The 1,613-nt window shown below is 58.7% G+C and carries 1 protein-coding gene; it reads left to right on the top strand.

Annotated features, from left to right (window positions below; translation table 11 throughout):
* Positions 1-285: 285 nt before the first annotated feature.
* On the top strand, positions 286-957 hold the full coding sequence (locus ACWDXC_RS45225; protein WP_449993254.1) for an NYN domain-containing protein: 672 nt from the start codon (positions 286-288) through the stop codon (positions 955-957).
* Positions 958-1,613: the final 656 nt, after the last annotated feature.

Raw genomic sequence — 1,613 nt, 5'->3', positions numbered from 1 at the left:
CAGCGAGAAAGGCATCCGCTGGGGCGGCCGACCACTCACACCGGCAGCCTGAACCCCGCGCCCAACCCGGTGATCGTTTCCGGTCACAGCACTAGGTCGGCAAGTACCATCAAGCGTGCTAGTGCGCTATCAGTCTCGCTACGCGCTACGGAGGGTGGATAATCATCCATCTCGGGCTGTGAAGACACGCTAGGCTCCACTGGGTCGAAACCGTCTGCTAACCATAGTAGGTGGAGAGGGGCGAGGTTGAGAGGGCGAATCGCCGGGCTGGTAGATGCTGGCTTCATGTCGCGATCGGCTGCTGGCGTTTTGAAGAAACCTGTCGGCGAAGTGAAAATTGAAGCTGACGAGCTAGTGGAATGGTTCCGCATTTCGGCTCACCGTTTGGACATGTCATTTCTTCGCGCCTACTGGTATGACGGTGCATACAAAGTCGATGATCCGAATTTCAGGGCGCAACGTGAGCGCTTCGCAGAGCTAGAGACGTGTGCTGGCCTGCAGTTGCGGCTAGGGCATCTAGAGGCGCGACCATTTGATCATAAGATAGCTCTCAAAAATGCTGTCCGCGAAGCCGGGTACAGCTACGAAAAGCTGAGGGAGCACTTCCGCCCCGAGAAGCTATACCAGCAGAAGGGCGTGGATACGCTTCTGGTTCTGGATATGATGCGACTAGCTCAGCAGGGGGCTTGTGACACGTTCATCCTCGTCGCTGGAGACCGTGATCTCGCGGAGGCGGTTCGTGCGGTCCAGCAAACTGGCGTAAAAGTCTATCTGGCTCATCCGGCGGGAGCACCTCTGGCGACTGAGTTGCGAGACTTGGCTGATATGAGGATCTCCTGGTCCGAAGCATTGGTGCGTCAGCTTACATCTACTCATCAGGAGAGATTTGGGCAAGCGTTCAAATGGCCAGGCGTCCCTGAAGTAGAGTCAGACGCAGCTTCTGAGATCGAGTCGTAACGTCTCGTGTCTCCTTTATATGAGGGGCGGTAAGTCGTTCAAAGGCGATCTGCCGCCCCTCTTCCGGTGCTCGGGCCTGGAGGCCCTGCGCTCCGGGTCGGGTTGCCATCGAATTAACTTTCTACCGCTAGTTGCCGTGACTTCTGGTGCCTGATCTCAGCCTGGAGATGTCCGGCCAGTTCCTCCAAGGTCTCTCCGCAACGGACATTGGAGAGTCCGCTGATCTTTGGCATGAAGTTGATTCGCACAGCGACCCAGCCTCCGGACATGTCGATGATTTGCCAGCCCGGGAATCTGTTGAGCACTTGCTGCACGGTCAGGGGCACGGCTGTGCTCCGACGATCAGTGACGAGAGTGGGTGCGACATGCGCAGTTGCGTGTAGCGAAGGGCGACGCGGTGGGCGGCGCGGGTCGGCTGAGTGAAGGGGTGGCCTGCGTAGATCGGTCGCTGTCTGCGTGGATTCCAACCCGTGCGCCACCAGTACGTGCCGTCCGCGCAACAAACGATCAGACCGACCCAGACCGACACCAGGGGCGCGCCAAAGTCCTGGTGGACATCGGCAGTGAGCCGTTTTCATCCCCGGCGGCGGGCTGCTGATCACAGCATGATCGCAAGGTTCACGTTCGCCTGCTGACATGGCGAAACCCCTGGTAGA

It is taken from the genome of Nonomuraea sp. NPDC003214 (assembly GCF_053590035.1).
The sequence above is the reverse complement of the archived record's forward strand: the minus strand, read 5'-3'. Positions and strand labels throughout refer to the sequence as shown.